General features: G+C 69.5%; 12 protein-coding genes. 4 read left to right on the top strand and 8 right to left on the bottom strand.

Translation table 11 applies throughout. From position 1 onward, the window contains the following. Positions 1 to 39 precede the first annotated feature (39 nt). Positions 40 to 3,609 (top strand): MobF family relaxase, encoded by a 3,570-nt coding sequence (gene mobF / locus M1R94_RS13830; protein ID WP_249382295.1) that lies wholly within the window; start codon positions 40 to 42, stop codon positions 3,607 to 3,609. Next, positions 3,609 to 3,962, top strand: coding sequence for a hypothetical protein (locus M1R94_RS13825; protein WP_249382294.1), 354 nt, complete (start codon positions 3,609 to 3,611; stop codon positions 3,960 to 3,962). Before mobF ends, M1R94_RS13825 begins: the two co-directional genes overlap by 1 nt. 192 nt (positions 3,963 to 4,154) lie before the next feature. On the opposite strand, the gene M1R94_RS13820 is transcribed toward M1R94_RS13825, so the two are convergent. The 6 genes from M1R94_RS13820 to araB are packed head-to-tail and all read right to left on the bottom strand — an operon-like array spanning position 4,155 to position 11,248. After that, positions 4,155 to 4,673: an SIS domain-containing protein gene (locus M1R94_RS13820; RefSeq protein WP_249382293.1), complete on the bottom strand. Its 519-nt coding sequence runs from the start codon at positions 4,671 to 4,673 to the stop codon at positions 4,155 to 4,157. A 52-nt stretch (positions 4,674 to 4,725) separates the two neighbouring features. Then, positions 4,726 to 5,877: an ABC transporter permease gene (locus M1R94_RS13815; protein WP_249382292.1), complete on the bottom strand. Its 1,152-nt coding sequence runs from the start codon at positions 5,875 to 5,877 to the stop codon at positions 4,726 to 4,728. Then, on the bottom strand, positions 5,874 to 6,917 hold the full coding sequence (locus M1R94_RS13810; RefSeq protein WP_249382291.1) for an ABC transporter permease: 1,044 nt from the start codon (positions 6,915 to 6,917) through the stop codon (positions 5,874 to 5,876). The genes M1R94_RS13815 and M1R94_RS13810 overlap by 4 nt, the downstream gene beginning before the upstream one ends. Next, positions 6,914 to 8,410: a sugar ABC transporter ATP-binding protein gene (locus tag M1R94_RS13805; RefSeq protein ID WP_249382290.1), complete on the bottom strand. Its 1,497-nt coding sequence runs from the start codon at positions 8,408 to 8,410 to the stop codon at positions 6,914 to 6,916. The genes M1R94_RS13810 and M1R94_RS13805 overlap by 4 nt, the downstream gene beginning before the upstream one ends. A 58-nt stretch (positions 8,411 to 8,468) precedes the next feature. Continuing rightward, positions 8,469 to 9,518, bottom strand: coding sequence for a substrate-binding domain-containing protein (locus tag M1R94_RS13800; RefSeq protein ID WP_249382289.1), 1,050 nt, complete (start codon positions 9,516 to 9,518; stop codon positions 8,469 to 8,471). Then, positions 9,515 to 11,248 (bottom strand): ribulokinase, encoded by a 1,734-nt coding sequence (gene araB / locus M1R94_RS13795; RefSeq protein WP_249382288.1) that lies wholly within the window; start codon positions 11,246 to 11,248, stop codon positions 9,515 to 9,517. The genes M1R94_RS13800 and araB overlap by 4 nt, the downstream gene beginning before the upstream one ends. 113 nt (positions 11,249 to 11,361) lie before the next feature. Here araB and M1R94_RS13790 point away from each other — a divergent pair, with 113 nt between their 5' ends. Both M1R94_RS13790 and M1R94_RS13785 read left to right on the top strand, forming a co-directional pair. Beyond that, entirely contained in the window at positions 11,362 to 12,333 is a 972-nt protein-coding gene (locus M1R94_RS13790; protein ID WP_249382287.1) for a sugar-binding transcriptional regulator, read from the top strand. Between the two features lie 110 nt (positions 12,334 to 12,443). Continuing rightward, positions 12,444 to 13,112 (top strand): transaldolase family protein, encoded by a 669-nt coding sequence (locus M1R94_RS13785; protein WP_249382286.1) that lies wholly within the window; start codon positions 12,444 to 12,446, stop codon positions 13,110 to 13,112. A gap of 18 nt (positions 13,113 to 13,130) precedes the next feature. Here M1R94_RS13785 and M1R94_RS13780 read toward each other — a convergent pair whose 3' ends face one another. Then, the gene (locus tag M1R94_RS13780; RefSeq protein WP_249382285.1) at positions 13,131 to 14,363 is read right to left on the bottom strand and encodes a transglycosylase SLT domain-containing protein; all 1,233 of its coding nucleotides are present in this window, start codon (positions 14,361 to 14,363) and stop codon (positions 13,131 to 13,133) included. Further along, positions 14,360 to 15,772, bottom strand: a complete 1,413-nt coding sequence (locus M1R94_RS13775; protein WP_249382284.1) for a type IV secretory system conjugative DNA transfer family protein — start codon at positions 15,770 to 15,772, stop codon at positions 14,360 to 14,362. Before M1R94_RS13775 ends, M1R94_RS13780 begins: the two co-directional genes overlap by 4 nt. Positions 15,773 to 16,140: the final 368 nt, after the last annotated feature.

The raw sequence follows: 16,140 nt of genomic DNA, 5'->3' as shown, positions 1-16,140 counted from the left end.
GCCGGCGTCTCCGGGAAGCGAGCCCCGCCCATGATGTCGATGCACCGCCTGACCGCCGGCGCCGGCTACCAGTACCTGCTGCGCCACACCGCCTCGGGCGACACCGACCGCCCTGGCCAAGACGGCCTCGCCGGCTACTACGCGCAGTCCGGCAACCCGCCCGGCCGCTGGATCGGCGCCGGCCTCGCCGGGCTCGACGCCGGCGCGGGCATCACACCGGGCGCAGTCGTCACAGAGGACGCCATGGCCAACCTCTTCGGCCACGGCCACGACCCTGTCACCGGCACCCCGCTCGGCCGCGCCTACCCGAAGTTCACACCGGCCGCCGAACGCATCGCGACCGCCGTCGCCCAACTACCGGCCGAGATGGGCGCCCTCGAGCGACAGGCGGCGACTGACACGATCACCCGCATCGAGCTGGCCAAACCGACCCGTGCAGCGGTCGCCGGGTTCGACCTGACGTTTACCGTCCCGAAGTCCGCGTCGGTGCTGTGGGCGCTGGCCGACGACGCCACCCGCGCAACGATCCTGGCCGGGTACCGTGCCGCCGTCGAACAGTCGCTTACGCTGCTGAGCGAGACCGCACTGTTCACTCGGACCGGCACGCACTCGTGTGCGCAGGTCACCACCCGCGGTCCGATCGCCGCGGCGTTCGACCACTGGGACACCCGCACCGGCGACCCGAACCTGCACACCCACCTCGTCCTGGCGAACAAGGTCCAGGGACCTGACGGCTTGTGGCGCTCGGTCGACTCCCGGGCACTGCACCACTCCGTCGTCGCGCTCTCGGAGGTCTACGACAACCTCCTTGCTGACGAGCTCGGCCGGCGACTGCCAGTCGCGTGGGGATGGCGTACCCGCGGACCGCGACGCTCCCCCGCCTTCGAGCTTGCCGGTATCCCGGAACCGCTCCTTGCGCTCTTCTCGACCCGGTCGACCCAGATCGACACCGCGATGACCGCGGCGGTCGCCGAGTTCGTCGCCGCCCACGGGCGCGGTCCCAACCGGGTCGAGGTCGTCCGGCTGCGACAGCGGGTCACCCGCGCGACCCGCCCTGACAAGCACATCCGTCCGCTGGGCGACCTCCTCCGCGGCTGGCAGCGCCGTAGCGCCGAGGCCACCGGCCTCACACCAGAGCAGCTGGTCGCAGCAGCGATGCACGCCTCCCACTCCCGTCCCCTGACGTCCGCGCAGGTCTCGGACGGCGTCGTCGACCGGCTGAGCACCGTCGTCCTGGACGAGGTCCTCACGCGCCGAGCGACCTGGACCCGGATGAACCTGCTCGCGGAGGCCGCGCGCGCGACCCGCGGGCTGCGGATGGCCTCACCGGCAGATCGGCACGCTCTGCACACCCGGGTCGTCGCCGCCGCGCTCGACCGGTGCATCAGCCTCGCAGCGCCCGAGGTCTTCACAGTCACCCCCGGGTACCAGCGGCCCGACGGGACGTCGGTGTTCACCCGAGCCGGCGAAGAGCGATACACCGACCACCGCATCCTGGAAGCAGAGGCCCGGCTCCTTGCCACCCTCGGCGACGTCGACGCCCCGAAGGCCCGCCTGTCAGCGGTCACCGCGACCGTCGAGAACCCTCTGCGGACACCGCGCCACCGCGCGGACGTGCGACTGGCCCCAGACCAGGTCGGCGCAGTGCGCACGATTGCCACGTCCGGCAACCGCCTCGACGTCCTGGTCGGCCCCGCCGGAACGGGCAAGACCACGACCCTGCTCGCCCTGGCCCAAGCCTGGACGCAGACCCACGGAACCGGATCGGTGATCGGACTGGCACCCTCATCCACCGCTGCCGCCGAACTGAGCGATGCCCTGGGGATCGCCTGTGAGAACACCGCCAAGTGGCTCTACGAGTCCACCGGCCCGGGCCGCATCCGACGCGCCGAGCGCACCGCCGCCCTGCAGGACGAGCGCGCGACCGTCAACGCCCACACCCATCCTGCCCGGGCCGGCGCGATCAACACCCAGCTCGCCGCCCTGCACCGTGCCGACGCGGACTGGTCACTTCACCCCTGCCAGCTCCTCATCGTCGATGAGGCATCACTGGCCGGAACCCTCGCCCTGGACACCCTCAGCGCCCAGGCGAGCGCCGTCGAGGCGAAGGTCCTCCTCGTCGGTGACCACGCCCAGCTCTCCGCAGTCGATGCCGGCGGGGCGTTCCACCTGCTCACCCAACGGGGCAGACCGGTCGTGCTGTCCTCGCTGTGGCGCTTCTCCCAGCCGTGGGAGGCCGACGCGACCCGCCTGCTGCGCACCGGCCGCCTTGCCGCGCTGGATGCCTACTTCGAGCACGACCGCGTCTCCGCCGGACCCTCGGAGGCCATGCTCGAGGACTGCTACACCCGTTGGCAGGACTCCGAAGCACGCGGCCACTCCGCGATCCTCATCGCCGCCGACGGCCGGACCGTCCGCGCGCTCAACGCCCGCGCCCATGCCGACCGCGTCACCGACGGCCTGGTCGCACCCGAAGGCATCACCACCACCGATGGCGACACCATCGCCCGCGGCGACCGCATCCTGACCCGCGCCAATGCCCGGCAGTTGACCACGGGCGATGGCGGCCACGTGCGCAACGGCGAGATCTGGGACGTCCTGGCCACCTACCCCGACGGCTCCCTGACCGTGACCCGGGCACAGCGCGACCCTCGACTCGACTCCACCGGAGCGGCCGTTCGACTGCCCGCCGAGTACGTCGCCCACGAGGTCGACCTCGGCTACGCCACCACCACCCACCGCGCCCAGGGCGTCACCGTCGACCACGCCCACGTCCTGGCCGCCGTCGGGATGACCCGAGAGAACCTCTACGTCGCGATGACCCGCGGACGCCACCTCAACCACGTATACGTCGCCCTCGACGCGATCGACCCCGCCTGCGACGACCTCCCCGACCACCACCGGGCAGCCGACGCCCGCGACATCCTCGACCGCATCCTGGGCACCAGCGGCGCCGAGCTGTCCGCGACCCAGACCATCGCCCGCGCCCTCAACGACGCAGCCTCACGCGAACGGCTCGAGCCGATTCGCGACACACTCCTGGCCGACGCAGCGACCCGACGCTGGCGGCGGGTCCTGCCCACTTGCGGGCTCAGCGACGGCCAGGTCGAAGCGATTTGGAACTCGGCCCACCGAGCGGCCCTCGTGTCCGCGCTCCGCCGCGGTGAGGCCGCCGGATACCCGATGCGCGGGCTCGTCACCTGGATCGCAACAGCGCGGCCCAGCGAGGCCACCGACGCGCTTGCCAAGACCCTGACCACTCGCCTGACCGACTGGCTCGACCGGCGCACCGACGAGCGGGGCACGTCCGCCACGGCGCCCGACTGGACCGAGCCCGTCCCGTCCGACGACCCAGCGGCAGGGCCACTGCAACAGATCGACGCCCTGTACGCGCAGCGGGTCGCCGAGGTCATCGCCCGACAGCCCGACAGCCAACCCGACTGGCTGCCACCCGAGCCCAGCATCGACCTGTACCCGGAGCCGACACGCTCGGCGGTCACCCCGGTCACCCCGGTCACCCCGGTCACCCCGGTGCACCGGGACCCGGCCCCGGTCGTTGTCTCCGAACCCTGGCCAGGTCTGAACCGGCCCACAGCTGGACCGGCGTGATGAGCGACCCGCACCCCCGCCCTGGCCGGTTCTTCGGACCCTCCGGACCGATCACCTGGGCCTTCCTCGACACCGACAAGGAAGCCGAACAGCTCGCCGAGCTCACCCTGTGGGTCGACTGGCTGCGGTGGCGCTTCACCCTGGACCACCGCACCGTGCCCCAGTGCTGGACCCAGCACGGCCCCACCGTCGAAGAGCTCTCCGCCCTCTACACCGCCTGGCAGGCCTCCTTCACCTACTCCAACGACGGGTCAGCTCCGCTCCAGTGGATGGCGCAGTTTGCCTTCGCGCGCCAGCGGCTTGCCGACTGGAATGCACGCACCGGATGTCGGCCGGGCGAACACCGCGACTAGGAGGCAAGACCGCAGCATCGAGCGACCTGAACCGAGGTCTCAGGCCGGATGCTCAGACGAGTGCACCCAAACCCCGCTCGCCTCGGCGTCCGGCTGGACGACCTTGAACGCGCCGCGGGGGCATCGACGTCTCAGCGCGTGTGGCTGACGAGTGAGCGGACGCGGCAGCGCCCGAGTCTGTCGGAAGCAGACTCAGGCACTGCCGTCGACTCCTCGAAGGAGCGAGCCCGCGTTCTTCCCGACGGCACCACCTGGATGGCTGTGCAGCACCTGCTCCCAGGAGTAGGACCGCGCACTCATAACGAGCATCGCCAGCGCATCGCCCCAGGCGGCCGTCGCCAGGGTCGAGCCCATGGCGATGATCCCGCTTGGGTCTGCTCCACTGCTGTCGATCGTGACGACCTCGTCCGCCAGGTGCGCAAGGGAGGACTCCGGCTTGGCCGTCAACACCACCGCCAGCGCCCCGCGCTCCTTGGTTCGACTGACGAACTCGGAGAGCTCGGCCGTCTCACCGCCCTTGCAGATGGCGATGACGACGTCGCCCTCCGCGGCGACGCCAAGGCTGCCGTGCAGCCCGTCACCGGGGTTCTGGTACAGCGCCGGGGTGCCGGTGACGCACAGCAAGTGGGCAAGCCGGCGAGCAATCGTGCCGGACGTGCCTGCACCCGTCGTGATCACCTTGCCTGTCGTGGCGATGACGAGGTCGGCCACTCGCAGGAGTGACTCATCGACCTGGTCCGCCACCTTGGCCACCGCCATGGCTTCATCCCTGATGAGTGTGGCTGCTGTATGCAGCGCCTGAGCTCGACTGTGCATCGTGTCCTTCTTCGTAGGGTCGGTCGATGACGGGGGGAACCGGATCCGCAGCGCCACCGCTCCGTGCGCGGTGGACGAGGGCGACGGCTCGTATGCCCTCGACGCGGAGGATCATCACCCCCACGAGGATCAAGCCCTGGACGATCTGATAGATGTAGGCGCTGTATCCCAGGATGTTCAGCCCGCTGGAGATCATCTGTAGGACGACGGCAGCCAGGGCCACTCCCCACACGGCCACGCGCCCACCGAACGGGTTGACCCCGGCAAGCACTGCGATCGTGACTGCTAGGAGCAGGTAGGAGCTGCCGTACCCAGGGGCCGCCGAGACGGTACGCATGACCATCACCAGGCCAGCGACCGCGGAGATGGTTCCCGTGAGCATGTAGGTCCGGAAGATGACGCCGGAACGGTTGATGCCCGAGTAGTCCGATGCGACCGCGTTGGCACCGATCATCGTGGCGCGCAGACCGTAGCCAGTCCGCCGCATGATGAACGCTGCTGTGGCGATCACGAGCAGGAAGATCCAGAAGACCGTCGGGACGGCCGCGAAGGTGCCCGTCCCGACGGCAGTGAGCTCGGGTGTCAGTCCGTAGATCGGGCGCCCCTCGGTCAGCAGGACTGCCAGGCCAGCCAGGAGCATCTGCGTTGCGAGGGTCGCCAGGATCGGCGCGACTCCGATGACCGCGATGACCGCAGCGTTGAGCACTCCGCAGAGCATGCCGACCGCCAGCGCCGCGGCGACCGCCACGACACTCACCACCAGGGTTGACATCCCCGCCTCCTGCCCCTGCAGCGAGACGAAAGCAGCCGTCAGTGCGGCCAGGTTGGCGACCGCCACGGTCGACAGGTCGATCCCCGCAGTGGTCATGGCGATGGATATGGCCAGCGCCATCAAGCCGATCTCCGGCACAGCGAAGGCGATCGACTGCACGTTCAGAGGTGTGGCGTAGATGCTCGGGCTCAGGGCACTGAACATCACCGCGACCATGACGGCGAGCACAAGAAGTCCCAGGGCGTGCCCGTTGTGCCGCGCCTGGCCGAGCACACGCCCTGACCAGGCTCGGTTCCGACTGATGGTGGTGCTGGACGATTTGCTCACGGCGTGACCTCCTCGAGAATGCGGGGCCGCTTGGCTCCGCGCGCGTTGCTCCGTGCCTGGATCGCCACGCCCACGAGGATCACCAGCCCGATGACCAGCACGTGCCAGTAGCTGGAGATCCCCAGCCGTACCAGGGAGTTCTGCACCAGCGAGACCAGCAGGACGCCTAGCACGGTGCCGTGGACGCTGCCGCGCCCGCCTCGGTCGAGAGCGCCGCCGATCACTACCGCGGCGATGACGTTCAGCTCCATGCCTACGAGGTCGAAGGGGGAGGCGTGGCGGGACAGCACCACGTGCACCATCCCGGCGAAGCCGGCGAACAGCCCGGCCAGGAGGTAGATGCCGGTCTGGACCCGTGCAACGTGGAACCCGACCCGCCGGGCGGACTCCTTGTCGCCCCCGACGGCGTAGACGCCACGTCCGAACATGGTGCGTCGCAGGATGAGGGCCAGGGCGACGCAGGCCAGGGCAACCGGCACCACGACAATGTTTACCGGGCTCGAACCCAGCCTGAAGATGGTCGTCGTGCCGACCGAGTCCAGCTGCGGCGGGAGCGTGGCGAGGTACGTCGAACCGACGAACGCGAGGAGGAAGCCTCGGATGATCACCTGGGTCCCGAGCGAGGCGATCAGTGTCTCCATCCGGTAGCGCGCGACCAGGACTGCGTTGAGTGAGCCCAGCGCACACCCGATGGCCGCGGCCAGCAGAAACGGCCAGACCCGACCGTCGATCCCGAGGTCTGTCATGAGCCGGACTGTGGCGTAGCCGCTGAAGACGGCGATCGCGGTGAACGAGACGTCCATGCCTCCCGAGATGATGATCAGGAGCAGGCCGAGCGCCAGCGCGAGCGTCACCAGGCCCGAACGGATGATGTCTCCGGCGAACCCCCACGTCAGCGCGGATGGCTCGACCACGAGCATCACCAGCAGCAGGAGCAGGATGACGCCTGCTAGGACGCCTTCGTTGTTCCGACCGCGCAGTGCGGCTAGTCCGGGACGGCGGCTGGTCGCCGCCCGCTCCGCGTGGACGTCGGCGGTCATGTCACAAGCCTTTCTCGGACGTTGCTCTCGGTGATCTCGTCGCCGGCCAGTTCTCCGGACATGCGGCCGCGGCGGATGAACAGGACGCGGTGGCAGATGCTCACCAGCTCGGGGACGTCGTCGGAGATCAGGAGGATCGCCATCCCAGCGGAGGCCTTGCGACGCAGGATCTCCATGATCGCCGCCTTCGAGCCGGCGTCGACTCCGACAGTCGGCCCGTTGAGGATGAGCACGCCCGGATCGGTGGCGAGCCACTTACCCAGCACGACCTTCTGCTGGTTGCCTCCCGAGAGGCTGCGCGCCGGGTCGGTCGGCTCACCGATCTTGATCGCCAAGTCCCTGACGGCGTCGTCGACCTGTGCGGCCATGGCCGACTCGTCCAGCACGCCACCGCGCCGGGTCACGGTGCCGATCGTGGCCGAGACCAGGTTGGTCGCGATCGACTGGTCGAGGAACACACCCTGGGTGAGCCTGTCACTGGGGACGTAGGCGACGCCGGCTCGCAAGGCGTCGTCGATCCCCTCGATGCTCACCTCACGGCCAGCCACCCGGACTCGGCCCCCGGTCGTCGGGACCTTGCCGAAGATCGCCTCGGCGACCTCGGACCGACCTGATCCCAGCAGTCCGGTCAGGCCAACGACCTCACCCTGAACCAGCGAGAAGCTAACGTCTGCGAAGAGGTCGGTAGCTGCGAGACCTTCCACCTCGAGTGCCGGCGCCGCCGCCGCCAAGGCTTGGGAGAGAACACGGTCCTCGGTGGCCGAGTAGCCGAGCAGTGCCTCGACCAAGCTGGCGTGGTCGAACTCGGCGGTGGGGCCGTCAGCGACCACCTCTCCGTTGCGCAGCACCGTGATCCGGTCGGAGATGTCCAAGACCTCGTCGGTCTTGTGCGAGACGAAGACGATCGCGACGCCCTGCTCCTTGAGCTGGGCGACTACACGGAAGAGCGTCTCGACCTCGTGCCAGGTCAGGGCAGTGGTCGGCTCATCCATGAACAGGACCTTGACGTCGAGAGCCAGTGCCCGGCAGATGGCGACCAGCTGCCGATCAGCGACCGGCAGGTCCTGGACCTCTGCATCGAGGTCAAGCCGCAGTCCAAGACGCTCGACGACCGATCGGGCGAGCGCGCGTTCCTTCCGCTCGGAGATCCATCGTGCGTTGGACGACACCCGCGCTGACATCGCGATGTTCTCCGCCACCGTCAGGTTCGGGAACAACGACATGTCCTGGAAGATCACCTGAACCCCCCGGTCGACGGCCTCCTTGACCGTCAACCGCTGAGCCGATGTCCCTCCGAGCTCGATCGTGCCGTGGTCCGGGTTCTCGACGCCCGAGATGATCTTGATCAGCGTCGACTTGCCGGATCCATTGGCGCCAGCGAGGCAGAGCACCTCACCCGCCCGGACGTGCACGTCGACCCCGGCGAGAGCGCGCACCCCGCCGTAGGACTTCGTCACGCCACTGGCGCGCAGGGCAAAGGGCCGTTCGGACATGTGTTGCCTGCTTCCTGCGAGCAGGGGCGGGCGTGGGGCCCGCCCCTGCCTGCGGTGGTCAGAACGGGTAGTCGTCCTTGTTCTCGTTCGTCATGTCGATCCAGGCGTTGCCGAAGAAGCTGTTCGGCACGTCCGGGTCCTGTCCGAGCGACTCGTAGCCGGGGATACCGAGGTCGGTGCCGTCGGTCAGCTCCTCACCGGCGAGCAGAAGCTCTGCGGCGGCGAGCATCGCCTGGCCGGCAAGCGCGGGGTCCCAGGCGGTGATGACATCGACCGCGCCGGACTCGAGCAGGTTGCCCGCGATAGCAGGGGTCGACGTGCCTACGACACAGGTGTCGTCCTGGCGTCCGGCTTCCTCGAGCGCCCGTCCGATCCCGGCGACGTCGGTCGATGCCGAGCCAAGGAAGCCACGGATGTCGGGGTACGTCGCGAGCAGCTCACGGGTTCGGTTGTAGGCCGTCTCCTGGCTCTCCTCGGACGAGATCGGGTCGGCGACCCGGGTGATGTCCGGGTATTCCTCGCCAGCTCGCTCCAGCGCGCCGGCCGCCCACATGTTGTGGCTGGCGACGCTCAAGGATCCCACGACGTGCGCATAGCTGCCCTCGTTGCCGAGGCACTCGGCGAGCAGGTCCATCTGGTGCGCGCCGTAGTCCTCGTTGACGAACGCCTCGAGGTTGGCGTCGGCGTTGGTGATGCCGGGCGCTTCGTGGGTGATGACCACGATGCCGGTGTCCCGGGCGCGCTTGAGCACCGCCTCGAGGGACTCCGGGGAGTTGGGTACCACGGTCAGTGCCGCCGGGCGCTGGGCGATGAGGTCGTTGAGGACCGCAATCTGCTTCTCCTCGCTGGCATCGTCGCCCGCGGTCTGGTCAACCCGGATGCTGTGCTCCTGGGCGTACTCCTGGTTGCCGACCTCCATCCGGTTGAACCAGTCACCTCCGGCGAGCTTGACCACGTTCACGATGGTCCGGTCACCGGAGTCGGAGCCCCCGCCGTCATCGTTCGCGCCGGGAGCGGTGGTGCCGCTGTCGGCAGTACCACAGGCGGTCAGTGCCAGGGCGGTGGCCGCGGTGGTCGCCGTCAGCCAAGCACGTCGTCGTGCGTTCATCGTGGTGTCCTTTCGAAGGGGTGTGATCTCGTGCGTCTGGCCGGACGTCCGTTGGGTTCCGGATTCCGTTGCTGCGCCGCGATCCGGCGCAGCGCGTACATCACGTCCACCGGGTTGCGGCCGAACTCCGCGTGCAGGTGGGCGTAGATCTCGTAGAGCTCGTCGTAGGTCTGACGGTCGCTCCGATCTGGGACATAGGCGCTCTGCTCGACGCTCGCCAACGCCGCTGCCTCGGCGAACGAGGCCAGACCGCGGTCGTCAGGGCCGGCAGCGATAGCGGCGTGCAGGGCCGCTCCGAGGGCCGGGGTGTTCCGGGAGGTCGAGATGTGGATCTCACGGCCCGTGACGTCGGCGAGCACCTGCATCAGCAGAGGGCTACGCCGAGGCAGGCCTCCGCAGGCGACGATCGTGTCGACCGGAACGCCTGAGCGGGTGAACGTGTCGATGATCATTCGTTGGCCGAACGCGGCCGCCTCTACCAGCGCACGGTAGATGTGCTCCGGGCGAGTCCCCAGCGTCATGCCGACCAGCAAGCCGGAGAGGTCGGCGTCCACCAGCACCGAGCGATTGCCATTGAACCAGTCCAGTGCCATCAAACCGCTGGCTCCAGGCCGCAAGGCCGCGGCAAGTTCAGCGACGTGGTCGAATGCGCTCACTCCCCGCTCACGCGCGGCGATTGCGTAGCTCTCAGGCAGGCAGGTCCGCACGAACCAGCCGAAGGTGTCCCCCACTCCGGGCTGCCCTGCCTCATAGGCCCACAGCCCAGGGATGACGCCGTCGCGCACCGCGCCGGACATCCCCTCGACGTGCCGCTTGTCCTCGGCCAGGACGAGGTTGCACACCGAGGTGCCCATCACCAGGACCATCTCGCCGGGGGTCGAGATGCCGCAGCCGAGCACGGCGACCTGAGCGTCCATGCTGCCGACGGCCACCGGAGTGCCCACCGGCAACCCAAGGCGGTCGGCCCATTCGTCCAGCAGCCCGCCGGCGCGCGCACCGGGAGCCAGCCAGCTGTGACCTAGGCGCTCGAGGACGGATGAGAAGCCGGGGGCAAGGTCCTCCAGAAACTCGACCCCGGGGTAGCCGCCGTCGTCGAGGACGTAGGTTGCCTTGTAGCCCGCGACCTGGGCACCGCGGACCTCATGCCCGACCAGCCTCGTGACGATCCAGTCCTGCAGCTCGATCAACCGCTCCGCCGCGTCGAAGACCTCCCGGTCCTCCTCAAAGATCTGCAGGGCCTTGGGGAACAGCCACTCAGAGGAGATCTTGCCGCCGTAGGCGTCAAGGAAAAGTCCGCCATGCAGCCGGGCGAGCTCGTTGATTCGGTCGGCGTGCGGCTGGGCGGCGTGGTGCTTCCAGAGCTTGGCGTATGCGTGCGGCCGACCCTCGAGGTCTGGGAGTTCGCACAGAGGCACTCCCCCGGCCGTGGTGGGGATGATCGTGCAGGCGGTGGTGTCGATTCCCAAGCCGACGACGTCCCGAGGGTCGACCCCCGCGGCGCCGAGCGCTTCGGTGACGACGGCGACCAGAGTGGGCAGATAGTCCGACGGGTCCTGGAGCGCCCAGTTCGGTGGCAAGGTCGCGCCGGTGGACGGCAGCGCCTCGTCGACGACACCGTGTGGGTAGTCGCGGACCGCCTCGGCAAGCTCCTCAGCGGAATCGAGATCGATCAGGAGAGCACGCGCCGAGGCAGTGCCGAAGTCGACTCCGACTGCAATCCTGCGTCGCACGGCCACTCCTCACTGAGCGGCGGGACCGGTGCGCTGCGTTGTCGCTCCGTGGCATCCCGCCTGAGAGCAGGGAACCTTCACGCTCACTCGCCACGCAACACTAGAGTGCTCATATGAGCGAACTGGCCTACCGACACGTCACCCCCGACCAAGCGGAACTGCTCCTGAAGGTCGCCAAGCGGTACTACTTCGAGCAGCGGAGCAAGGTCGAGATTGCCGGAGAGCTGGGCATCTCCCGGTTCCGAGTTGCCCGACTGCTCGAGGAAGGCATCGCCCGAGGCGCTGTGCGCATCACGCTGCACCGACCCCGGGAACGAGAGAGCCAGCTGTCCGCCCAGCTCAAGGCCCGCTACGGCTTGCAGCACGCGATCGTGGTCAACTCTGGAAACCTCTCCGAGCCGCGCCTCCGCGAGGCTCTGGGGCGCGCAGGCGCCAAGCTGCTAGCGGGTCTCTTGACCGACGGCGACGTGCTCGGTGTCGGATGGGGGCGGACGGTCAAGGCTGTGGCAGAGGCCGCCTCCGATCTCCCCCGGTGCCCTGTGGTCCAGCTCTCCGGCATCGCTGGGCATCCCGGAGAGAACTCGATGGAACTGGTGCGCATCTTCTCTGGCCTCACCGGTGAGTCGGCCTACCCCCTCTACACCCCGCTCCTTGTTCCAGACGCAGCCACGGCAGCGAGCCTGCGCCGCTCCCCTGGGGTCGCCGAGACGTTCGGCCGCTTCCGCGACGTGTCCGTGGCCCTGGTGGCCATCGGCAGCTGGAACCCGCCGAACTCCCAGTTGCGCACGCTCTTCTCGGCGCAGGAGAAGGAGATGCTCGCAGAGTCCGGCCTGCAAGCTGAGGTTGGTGGGGTCCTGCTCGACGCTCAGGGACAGGAGATCGTTACGCGCCTCTCCGCCCAGATCATGGGGATCACAGGGCCAGAGCTCGCCGCGATTCCGACCGTGATCGCGGTCGCCGGCCACGTGACGAAGGCGCGGGCAATCCGATCGGTCCTGCTCAGCGGGTTCGTCAACGCTTTGGTCACCGACTCCGCCGTCGCTCGCGTGCTGTTGGAGGAGGATCACTCATCGTTGCTCATATGAGCGCACGTCTCTAGGACGCAGCGAGGCCGCGTGCTCGGATGTGAGGTGCAACGCGACTCGACGCGCCAGCTGCAGCGAAGGGCCGCCCCGGCCACCGCAGGAGGAGAACCGTGCCGTCTACCCGCCCGTTGATCTTCATCGACTCAGCCGACCGGGAGAAGGTCGAGAGTCTCTTCTCTACCGGCGCGTTCGTCGGCCTGACGACGAACCCGACCATCCTCGAACGGGACGGCGCACGCATCGCCGACCTTCCCGTCATCAACGCCTGGGCCCGCGCCGCCGGAGCGCTAGAGGTCTGCTTCCAGACCTGGGGCGCCGATGCTGTCGCCCTGCGGACCAACGCTGCACGCCTGCTCGACATCGACGCCCGAACGGTCATCAAGGTCCCGGCCACAGCCGCAGGGTTCGAGGCGGCCGAGCACCTCATCGACCAGGGCGTTGCCCTGCTCCTCACAGCGGTGTTCCGGCCAAGCCAGATGGTCGCCGCGTGCGCGGTGGGCGCGCGCTACGTCGCGCCCTACCTGGGCCGGATGGCTGACACAGGGTCGAGTGACGCGATGGCCGACGTTGTTGCGATGCACCGGATCGCTGAGCAATCGGGGTCGTCGACCCGGGTCCTCGCTGCCAGCGTCCGCCGTGCCGACGACGTCGCCGACCTGGTCGCTGCTGGCATCCCGGCGGTCACCCTGTCCCCGGCATTGGCGTGGGACGTGCTGTGCGACGACCGCGCCGAGCAGGCCGCCGAGGTCTTCGACCAGACCGTGGACCGGCTGCTGTAGCGGGAAGCCATCCCCTCGCTACCTCCCAGACGGCGCCGGGTGCACCGTGCCAGGAGGTAGCGGCGCGCCGGCACACACTGGGTTCGACCACCCGCGGTATCCCGTTCCACCCAGGTACATCGCATCCATCCGCGCGAACGAAAGCAGGTAGACCCCACCGTGGTTGCCGGTGGCGGAGTCGAACACCCCGTTGGAGGTGATCAGGATCTCCTCGGGGTCGCAGGTGGCCGATGCCTGGACCACCACGGACACGTGCCCGAAGACGCGGCCGGTGTTCCAGAACACGAAGGAGCCCAGGGGCGGGCATCGGTCGCTCGGGTGGGCATGGCCCTCGTCGACCATCGTGTCCCAGTGGGTGGCGGCTGAGTAGTACCCCGAGCCGACGTACCCGTAGGCGCGGCACGCGAGTCGGTCGCACAGCCCAGCCCAGCCCGAGGTCACTCCGACATAGGACAGCGCCGTGGTGACGGCCGTGGCGACGTCGTGTGGTGTTCCCGGCGGGACGACCACCCCGCCTGCCTCGCCCCCCTGGACAGGTAGGCACCCGGTGCCCGCCGCCAGCAGGGGGGTGTTGTCGGCGGACACCGGGTGGTTCGTGGGGCCAGACAGTGCCTCAAGTGGGGGCTCGGGTGCGTCTGCGGCTGTCGGCACGCTACTCCACGCCGCGACCCGTTCGCCGACGTTTGCGATGAACTTCTGGGTGACCTGCGGGATGGTCGGGTAGGTCCGCAGCCGGGACTCCCCTGCGTTGTGCGCGATGATCAGCGCGTCCAGGTCCGGCAGCGCCGAGGACGCCCAGTCGGGATGCTCGGCACGGATCGCCCGGACGCCTGCGAGCCGGTCGCACAGATACTTCCCGCCGATGCGGGCGTGGATCTCACCCTCGCGAACGTCCCAGATCCCGTTGCTGTTCAGGTCGGCCGACCACGGATGCCCGTACGCCCCGGCCCACACCGAGGCGTTCATCTGGAACAGCCCCCATGTCCCGCCGTTGGAGTCATCGGCGTAGGCGTCGGGCCGGAACCCGGATTCCTGGGCCATCACCGCGGCGACCCAGGCTTCCGGCAACTCTGGGCAGGCTCCTACGGTGGCCGCGACCCACTCGCGCGCGACCTCTGGGACCGGCGCATCAGCCGAAAGCCCTCCTCCCACGACGCAGGTCCCCCCGGCCACGGCGAGCACGGCAAGAACCGCAACCGCGGGGATCGCGACGGTCCCGACACCCGCCGCGACGAGCAGTCCTCGCATCATCGCGACTCACCTCTCATCGCCGCAGCAGCCGCAGCACGCTCGATCTGGGCTTGGCCGACACGCAACGCGTCGGCATCGGGGCGAGCCGTCCACGGCTGGAGGTCGACGAGCGCGGGTCGCGAGTGCCGCAGCAGGGCAATGCCCGTGCCGAACGGCACAGTGCGCAGCACCGCGGGCGGCATCACGGGCATGGTGCGCACCGACGTCGAGGTCGAGGCGTCCCCGCGCCGGGATCGGTTGGTGGTGTGGGTGACCTCGTCGATCTCGCCCAGCAGGCGGGCGACGTCGTCCAGGTCCCGGTACTTGGCCAACCCACCGAGGACGAGCTTGACGGTGGCTGCGTCCCAGATCGCGTCGGCGGCGTGCTCGCCCCAGCGGCCTCGGGCCTGCGCCAGCGACTGGAGGACGGCAAGCGTGGTGATGCCGGTGCCACCTCCCTCAGCCATTAGCGAGGGCAGCGACGGCAGCGGGGTGAGGTTCGCGATCTCGTCCAGGGCGAGAAGGATCGGCGGGTCCAGCCGCCCGCCGGCCGACCGGGCAGCAAGGTGCCGTGCGGTCTCAGTGATGTCCTCAACGAACGCGGCGATCAGCGGGGCCGAGGATCCCGAGGCGACGGCCGAGGCGAGCAGGTACAGCGTCCCGGAGTCACGCAGGAACGCTGCGGGGTCGAACTCTGTCCCGTGAACGGGGTCGACGGCGGCGAGGACGTCCGGGTCGGCGAGCGCTGCGAGTGACTGACGGACGCCGAGCCAGATTGAGTCGCGGGTGCGGGGATCGGAGTGCACCGCTGCGTCCAGGGCATCGGCCCAGCCGGTTGCCGCGGCGCTCTCTCGGGACAGGATGGCGATGGCGTCGCCGGCGAGGACGGGGTTGAGTGACCAGCGGTACAGGTCGCGTGAGCTCCGCCCGTCCAGTGCGGCAGCGTGCAGCAGGCAGCGCAGAGCGGTCTCGGTCTGGCCGGACCAGAAGTCGCCGTCGGACACCGTCCTGCCGAACCCGACTCCGGCGGCCAGTCCCCGAGCGCGCACCAGGGCCGTGCGTGGCAGCTCGCATCCCCGGATGGGTGACCACGCCAGGCCGCCGGGCAGCCCGGCGAGCCGTTGGGGGTCGAACACGGCGACCGGGCCGCACCGCGAGCGAGCGTGCCAGGTGACGGCGAGCGCGTCGGGGCGTGTCGAGGTGGCGACGACCGGTCCGGGTGCGTCGAGCACCCAGGGGATGACGAGGTGCAGGCCTTTGCCCATGCGAGGTGGGCCGACAAGCAGCGCGGAGTCCTCGACCGAGCACCAGATCGAGCGGCGTCCGACGGAGCCCAGCCGGTAGCCGACGGCTGTCGGCGCGGGCTTCGTCCCGGCCGTCGACGGTCGCACGATCGAGGCGCGGCGAAGGACCGCGCGTTCGCCCGCCACAGCGAGGATCTCGTGCCCGGACGCCAGACCGGGTATCGATCGTCGTGCAGAGTTGGCGCGAGCACCAGCGTCCCGTCGCAGCCACCTCGCCCCAGCGACGACGCCGGCACCAGCCGTGATGAGAACCACGACGGCGGTCGCAGCCCAGTAGGCCACGGGGCCGGGGAGCTGGTCGGGCGATGGCCACACGGAGGCCGGGTCGCCCCACGATCCGATCGCTCGCAGTGCGGGCATTAGCCCTCCCTGCGGCACCCCCCGGCCGGTGACCACTGCGGCGAACGCCGCGCCGCACCACAACACCGCCCCGACGCCGGCCACTGCCGCCATGGCGCCCAGCGCCCACGTCGCGAGATCAGGAGCCCTCGCTC

It is taken from the genome of Actinotalea alkalitolerans, assembly GCF_023369855.1.
GTDB lineage: Bacteria > Actinomycetota > Actinomycetes > Actinomycetales > Cellulomonadaceae > Actinotalea.
Note: the sequence above shows the minus strand (reverse complement) of the source record. Positions and strands in the feature narration are given on the sequence as shown.

Bases quoted from the DNA above. Each gene is read 5' to 3' on its own strand.
- M1R94_RS13780 (WP_249382285.1), bottom strand. From the start codon at position 14,363: ATGATGCGAGGACTGCTCGTCGCGGCGGGTGTCGGGACCGTCGCGATC.
- M1R94_RS13805 (WP_249382290.1), bottom strand. From the start codon at position 8,410: ATGTCCGAACGGCCCTTTGCCCTGCGCGCCAGTGGCGTGACGAAGTCC.
- M1R94_RS13825 (WP_249382294.1), top strand. From the start codon at position 3,609: ATGAGCGACCCGCACCCCCGCCCTGGCCGGTTCTTCGGACCCTCCGGA.
- M1R94_RS13800 (WP_249382289.1), bottom strand. From the start codon at position 9,518: ATGAACGCACGACGACGTGCTTGGCTGACGGCGACCACCGCGGCCACC.
- M1R94_RS13790 (WP_249382287.1), top strand. From the start codon at position 11,362: ATGAGCGAACTGGCCTACCGACACGTCACCCCCGACCAAGCGGAACTG.
- M1R94_RS13810 (WP_249382291.1), bottom strand. From the start codon at position 6,917: ATGACCGCCGACGTCCACGCGGAGCGGGCGGCGACCAGCCGCCGTCCC.
- mobF (WP_249382295.1), top strand. From the start codon at position 40: ATGCACCGCCTGACCGCCGGCGCCGGCTACCAGTACCTGCTGCGCCAC.